The sequence below is a fragment of the Brevundimonas sp. genome, from assembly GCF_016463295.1.
Taxonomy (GTDB): Bacteria; Pseudomonadota; Alphaproteobacteria; order Caulobacterales; family Caulobacteraceae; genus Brevundimonas.
On the sequence record NZ_JAEMRO010000108.1, the window covers coordinates 1 to 5,881 of the forward strand.

At 64.1% G+C, this 5,881-nt stretch carries 6 protein-coding genes and 1 pseudogene; 6 read left to right on the top strand and 1 reads right to left on the bottom strand.

The genetic code is table 11. The features are described 5' to 3' along the window. Nucleotides 1-644, top strand: a 644-nt coding sequence (locus JHC81_RS13375; protein WP_292175494.1) for an ATP-binding cassette domain-containing protein, incomplete at its 5' end; no start/stop codon positions are given. A gap of 1 nt (nucleotide 645) precedes the next feature. Continuing rightward, nucleotides 646-885 (top strand): DUF2164 domain-containing protein, encoded by a 240-nt coding sequence (locus tag JHC81_RS13380; RefSeq protein WP_292175495.1) that lies wholly within the window; start codon nucleotides 646-648, stop codon nucleotides 883-885. Between the two features lie 31 nt (nucleotides 886-916). Here the strand turns inward: JHC81_RS13380 and JHC81_RS13385 are convergent, their stop codons facing one another. Then, nucleotides 917-1,618, bottom strand: coding sequence for an AIM24 family protein (locus JHC81_RS13385; RefSeq protein ID WP_292175496.1), 702 nt, complete (start codon nucleotides 1,616-1,618; stop codon nucleotides 917-919). 126 nt (nucleotides 1,619-1,744) lie between these two features. On the opposite strand from JHC81_RS13385, the gene JHC81_RS13390 reads away from it, so the two are divergent. The 4 genes and pseudogenes from JHC81_RS13390 to JHC81_RS13405 all read left to right on the top strand — a co-directional run. Next, nucleotides 1,745-2,131 (top strand): hypothetical protein, encoded by a 387-nt coding sequence (locus JHC81_RS13390; RefSeq protein WP_292175497.1) that lies wholly within the window; start codon nucleotides 1,745-1,747, stop codon nucleotides 2,129-2,131. A 40-nt stretch (nucleotides 2,132-2,171) separates the two neighbouring features. Beyond that, nucleotides 2,172-4,052 (top strand): DNA mismatch repair endonuclease MutL, encoded by a 1,881-nt coding sequence (gene mutL / locus JHC81_RS13395; protein WP_292175498.1) that lies wholly within the window; start codon nucleotides 2,172-2,174, stop codon nucleotides 4,050-4,052. A gap of 177 nt (nucleotides 4,053-4,229) precedes the next feature. Beyond that, the gene (locus JHC81_RS13400) at nucleotides 4,230-5,606 is read left to right on the top strand and encodes an FRG domain-containing protein (protein WP_292175499.1); all 1,377 of its coding nucleotides are present in this window, start codon (nucleotides 4,230-4,232) and stop codon (nucleotides 5,604-5,606) included. 25 nt (nucleotides 5,607-5,631) lie between these two features. Then, a pseudogene (locus JHC81_RS13405) lies at nucleotides 5,632-5,881 on the top strand (low molecular weight phosphotyrosine protein phosphatase); the annotation flags it as partial.

Consider the following 5,881-nt stretch of genomic DNA (forward strand, 5'->3'; position numbering starts at 1 on the left):
AATGGGGTCTGGGCTATGAGAAGCAGGAAACCACGGTCGCCAGCCTGTCCGGCGGTGAGCGCGCGCGCCTGCTGCTCAATCAGGTCGCGATGGACGCGCCCCACGTCCTGATCCTCGACGAACCGACCAACCACCTGGATATCGACAGCCGCCGCGCCCTGCTCGACGCACTCAACGAGTATTCGGGCGCGGTCATCCTGATCACCCACGACCGCTCGCTGATGGAGCTGGTCGCCGATCGTCTGTGGCTGGCCGCCGACGGCACGGTGAAGCCCTATGATGGCGACATGGACGACTATGCCAAGTTCGTCCTCGATCGCGCGAAACAGGCTGCGGTCAAGCCGAGCCAGATCAAGGAGGAGGCAGCTGCCGCACCTGCCTCGAACAACAAAGGGAAGAAGAACGACAAGAAATCAGGGCCATCGCCGTCAACTCTTCGTCACGGCGTGAAGAAGGCCGAAGAGCGGATGACCCAGCTGACCGCCGAGATCGCCCGCATCGACGACGACATGGCCAATGCCTCGATCAGCAATCCGAAGGCCCTCGAGGGCCTGACCCGCGCCCGCGCCAAGACCCAGGCCGACCTCGACGCCGCCGAAGCCGCCTGGATGGCCGCCGAAGAAGCTCTGGCCGAGGTGTCCTGACATGAAGCCCATCGCCTTCAGCCGCGAGGAAACCGTCGCCATCACCGCCAAGCTGCGGGCCTATTTCCGCGACGAGCTGGATGTCGATCTGGCCGCCCTGCCCGCCGAACTGCTGCTGGACTTCCTCGGTCGAGAGATCGGGCCGTTCTTCTACAATCGCGGCCTCTATGACGCCCAGGCCGTGGTCGCCGCCAAGGCCGAAGACATTGGCGAGGCCATCGCCGGCCTGGAGCGCAGCTAGGGGCGGAGCGCAGACGCCCCCCCCCGCATCGTCAGCCGTTGGTTGAGGCCTGCATATAGGTTTCCTCGTAGGGCTGGACCACGACCCAGCCCTCCCCGGCGAACTTCATCTGGATGCTCTCGCCCGAGCTTCGGCCCATCAGGGTCCTGAACGAGATGTCGGTGGCGATTTCCGGAGTCAGATTGCCCGACCAGGCCACTGTGGCGTTCGGATCGGTATAGATCGGCCCGGTCGCCGCGCTGACCTTAAGGATCAGCGGATCGAAGTGTGAGGTGATTGCGACGATGCCGCTGCCGCTCAGCCTCACATTGAACAGCCCGCCCGACATCATGCCGGCGACCCGCTTCATCATGGTGATCTGGTTGCTGATCCCGGTTTCCAGCGCCAGGACGTCGTTGCCGTTGGCGAAGATGGTCTCGTTATCGAGCCGCAGCAGGGTGATCTTCTTGCCGGTGTCGGCCAGATAGACCCGCCCCTGGCCCTCCATCTTCATCAGCACCATGCCCTCGCCGCTGACGGCCTTCTTCAGCAGGTTGCCCAGGCCCTGCTCCAGAATGCCCTGGCGGGTGAACTTCACCTGACCGGTCCGGGCCACCATGGCCCCGGCCTTGGCCCAGACCGAACCGTTCAGCCGGACCTCGAGCAGATACGGGCTCTCCAGTTCGAAGGCTTCGGTGCTGACGTCCTTCTCCTGATAGGCATTGATGAACTCGGAGACGGTCTTGACGGGCATGAGGGCTCCAGACGTGGACTGTGAATGCGCCCGAGACTGATCGGATATCCGGCATTTCACAAGAGCAGCGGTAGTGTTCCGGTAACAGGAATCACCGGACAGCTTCACCTAGCCAAGGAGCCGTTCATGATCCGCCTCGCTGTCATCGCCGCCGCCCTTTCGATCGCCATGCCTGCCCTCGCTCAGGAACCGGGCACCCAGCGCTACCTGCTGGAACTGTCAGTCGTTCAGGACGGCGTCCAGATCGTCTCCACTCGCACCCAGATTCTGGAAGACGCGCCCGCAAGCGCCTCTGCCAGCGTCGGCGGCCAGACCTATGACTTCGAGGCCGAACTGTTCACGGTCCAGGGCGATGGCGATGACGCCCAGCTGCAGCTGGAGGCCAATCTGTCTCGCGGCGAGCAGCACATCGCCTCACCCCGCCTGACCTTCCTGCGCGGCGAGATGGCCGCCGTCCAGGTGGGCGATCAGAGCGGCGACCTGCTGACCATGACGATCACGCCGATCGAATAGGGGGTTTCAATCGGCGAACTGGGGCATACTTCCCGACTCAATGCCCATCCGTCGCCTCCCCCCCGAAACCGTCAACCGCATCGCCGCCGGCGAGGTGGTCGAACGCCCGGCCAGCGCTATCAAGGAGCTGGTCGAGAACGCGCTGGACGCGGGCGCGACGCGTGTGGAGATTCAGGCCGACGGCGGGGGCCTGAGCCGCATCCTGATCGCCGACGACGGCCACGGCATGGCCGCGGACCAGCTGGCGCTGGCCATCGAGCGGCACGCGACCTCCAAGCTGGAGCCTGACGATGCGGGCGATGTCGACCTGCTGCGCATCTCCACGCTCGGTTTTCGCGGCGAGGCCCTGCCCTCCATCGGCTCGGTCGCGCGCCTGACGATCACCAGCCGGCCCAAATCCGGTGGCGACGCCCACAGCATCACGGTGGATGGCGGCGATCAGAAGCCCGTCAGCCCCGCCGCCTTCCCCGGCCCGCACGGCGCGCGGGTCGAGGTCCGCGACCTGTTCTACGCCACCCCCGCCCGGCTGAAGTTCATGAAGTCCGAGCGGTCCGAGGCCATGGCCATTTCGGAAGAGATCAAGCGCCAGGCCATGGCCCATGAAGCCGTCGCCTTCACCCTCGATCTCGACGGTCGCACCACGCTTCGTCTGCCCGCCGAACATCCGGGGGATCAGGGGCGGCTGAAGCGCCTCGCCGCCCTCTTGGGCCGTGACTTCGAGGCCAATGCCCTGTTGATCGATCAGGAGCGGGACGGCGTGCGCCTGTCCGGCTATGCGGGCCTGCCGACCTATTCGCGGGGCAATGCCGCGCATCAGTATCTGTTCGTCAACGGCCGCCCGGTGCGCGACCGCCTGCTGCAGGGGGCCCTGCGCGGCGCCTATGCGGACTTCCTGGCGCGCGACCGACACCCGGCCGCCGTCCTGTTTCTCGACATCGACCCGCTGTATGTCGATGTGAACGTCCACCCGGCCAAGGCCGAGGTCCGGTTCCGCGACCCGGCCCTGGTGCGCGGGCTTATCGTGGGCGGCCTGCGCCACGCCCTCGCCGCCGCCGGCCACCGCGCCTCCACGACGGTGGCGGACAATGTGCTGGCGGGCTTCACGACGCACAGCGGCGCACCGGGGTTCGAGGGACGAGGGACGAGGGATGAGGTTCTTAACCGAAACGCTCCCGCATGGTCCGGCTGGCAAGGCTGGGCCGCCCCGGCCACGCAAACGGCCCAGCTGATCCCCGGCCTCAACGAACGCAGCGCCCGGGTCGAGCCAGGCACCGACTTACCTTACTCCCTCGCCCCTCATCCCTCGTCCCTCGTCCCTCACGCCACCCCCGACCCGCAGGACTTCCCGCTCGGCGCCGCCCGCGCCCAGCTGCACGGCACCTATATCGTGGCCCAGACCCGCGACGGCCTGGTCGTGGTGGACCAGCATGCGGCGCACGAGCGGCTGGTCTATGAGCGGATGAAGGTCCAGATGGCCAGGGGCTCCGTCACCCGCCAGGCCCTGCTGACACCCGAGGTGGTCGAGCTGGACCCGTCGGAGGCCATGCGCGTGGTCGCCCGTGCCGAAGAACTGGCCGAGCTGGGCCTGATCGTGGAGGCCTTCGGCGGCGGGGCCGTCCTGGTGCGCGAAACCCCCGCCCTGCTGGGCGACACGGACGTCCAGGGCCTGATCCGCGACATCGCCGACGACCTCAGCGAACACGGCACCGCCCTGGCCCTGACCGAGCGCCTGGGCGAGGTCTGCGGCACCATGGCCTGCCACGGCTCCGTCCGCGCCGGCCGCGTGCTGAGTGCGCCGGAGATGAACGCCCTCCTCCGCGAAATGGAAGCCACCCCGCACAGCGGCCAATGCAACCACGGACGGCCGACCTATGTGGAGCTGAAGCTGGCGGATCTGGAGCGGCTGTTTGGGAGAAGGTGAGATACGCCTGCAAATTGACCCCCGCCAAGAGCTACTCAGAATCGACCTGTCAGTGGCTGGCGAGACGGCATCTTTGGCATCTGCGCAAGACGTGCCAGCATGGCAAGTGCAGTCTTATGCTGAGGGTGAGGTAGCGGCGACCGCATGGTCTGCCGAGCAGGGCTAGAAGGCAGGTCAGTGGCGGATACCTACAACTACATCGCTTTCGGTGCTCGGGAATATGTCGAGCAGATTCCCGATCCAATAACGATGCCGCGTGGTCGGATGTTCGAGTACACGCCCAGCGAGCTCGAACGATCACTTGCCGGGCTCGATGTCGACTCCCTCGCCTATCTGGACCGCTTGCCAACTTTTCTATGCAGCGAGGCCATTCGAGTTGACGGACCGCAAGCCTCGGTCGTCATCAAGTATGGGCATATCCGAGAAACCGCAGCGCAGACCAAGGAAGTCTCGACACGCTTCATATCTGAAATCGACTTCGGCGAGGTCACCTTTGAGACCATAGACGCGGCCCAGCAGTTTCTAGGGCTAGAGCCTTGGCAACTCTATCGGACGCATTGGGCAGTACGAGAAGGCGATGCTCACGATTTGCTCCGAAGGTTGGCTGATATGCGGCCAGAGTTCGGCGAAGAGGTCGCGCGCCTTACCGGCGATGCTCCACAGGTCGCCGAACCGCCTGAGCGAGCCCGCATCCAAATTCGGACGGCCACCAGCGTTGAGAGCTTTCTCGGCTTTCTTTCGGGAGACGATCCAGAGGCAGGAACGGAAACGTTCTTCCGTGGTCACGAGAATTGGAACTTCGATCTAACACCATCGCTTCTTCGCAAGCATGAAAGCGGCGCTTGGCAGTATCTGCCAAATGAAGATCGGTTATGCAAAGAAATACTGATTGCGCACCACGACGAATTCCAAGATGATCAGTATCGCTTCGACGAATTGGTTCGGATGCAGCACTATGGCATACCTACACGGCTACTCGACATTACGAGCAACCCTCTTGTCGCTCTCTTTTTCGCCTGCGCAGAAACACCACGCGATCTCGGGGTAGAAGGCGAAGTGATCGTGTTCCGCGTTGCCGAGGATCGCGTCAAATACTATGACGCGGATACGGTCAGCTGCATAGCCAACCTCTCCAAACTAACCCACGAGCAGAAGAACGATCTGGATTTGCGAAAGGACCTGACGGACTTCAATGTGACGCCTGAGGCAGAAAAGCTCTTGCATCATATCCGGTCCGAGAAAGGGTACTTTGAAGGCCGCATCCGGCCGGAAGACTTAGGTGCAATCCTGTGCGTGAAAGCGAAACGGTCAAACGACCGGATCAAGTCTCAGTCGGGCGCCTTCCTGCTCTATGGTCAAGACGCCACATTCCCTGAAACAGGCCAAGACGGAATCGGTATCGAGAGAATTCGGGTCGCTAACAAAGTCGAAGTTCTCAAACAATTGGACCGCATTAACATCAATGCAACCACCGTCTACCCCAGCATCGACAGAACGGCTTTGCACTTGAAGGCCCGCTACCGCGTGATCGGGGCCGAAGATATTGCGGTCTGAAAGCCTTCCCCACGCCCGGATAGCGATGCCCTCCATCCTCTTCGTCTGCCTCGGCAACATCTGTCGCTCGCCCCTCGCGGAGGCGGCGCTGCGGGAGGAGGCTCGGCGGCGCAGGGTGGATCTGGTCGTCGATTCCGCAGGTACGGGCGACTGGCATGCGGGCGAGCCGCCGGATGAGCGGGCCATAGCGGTGGCGGCGCGGCACGGGGTGGATATCGGGGCCTTGCGGGCGCGGCAGGTGACGCGGGCCGACTTCACCCGCTTCGACCACATCG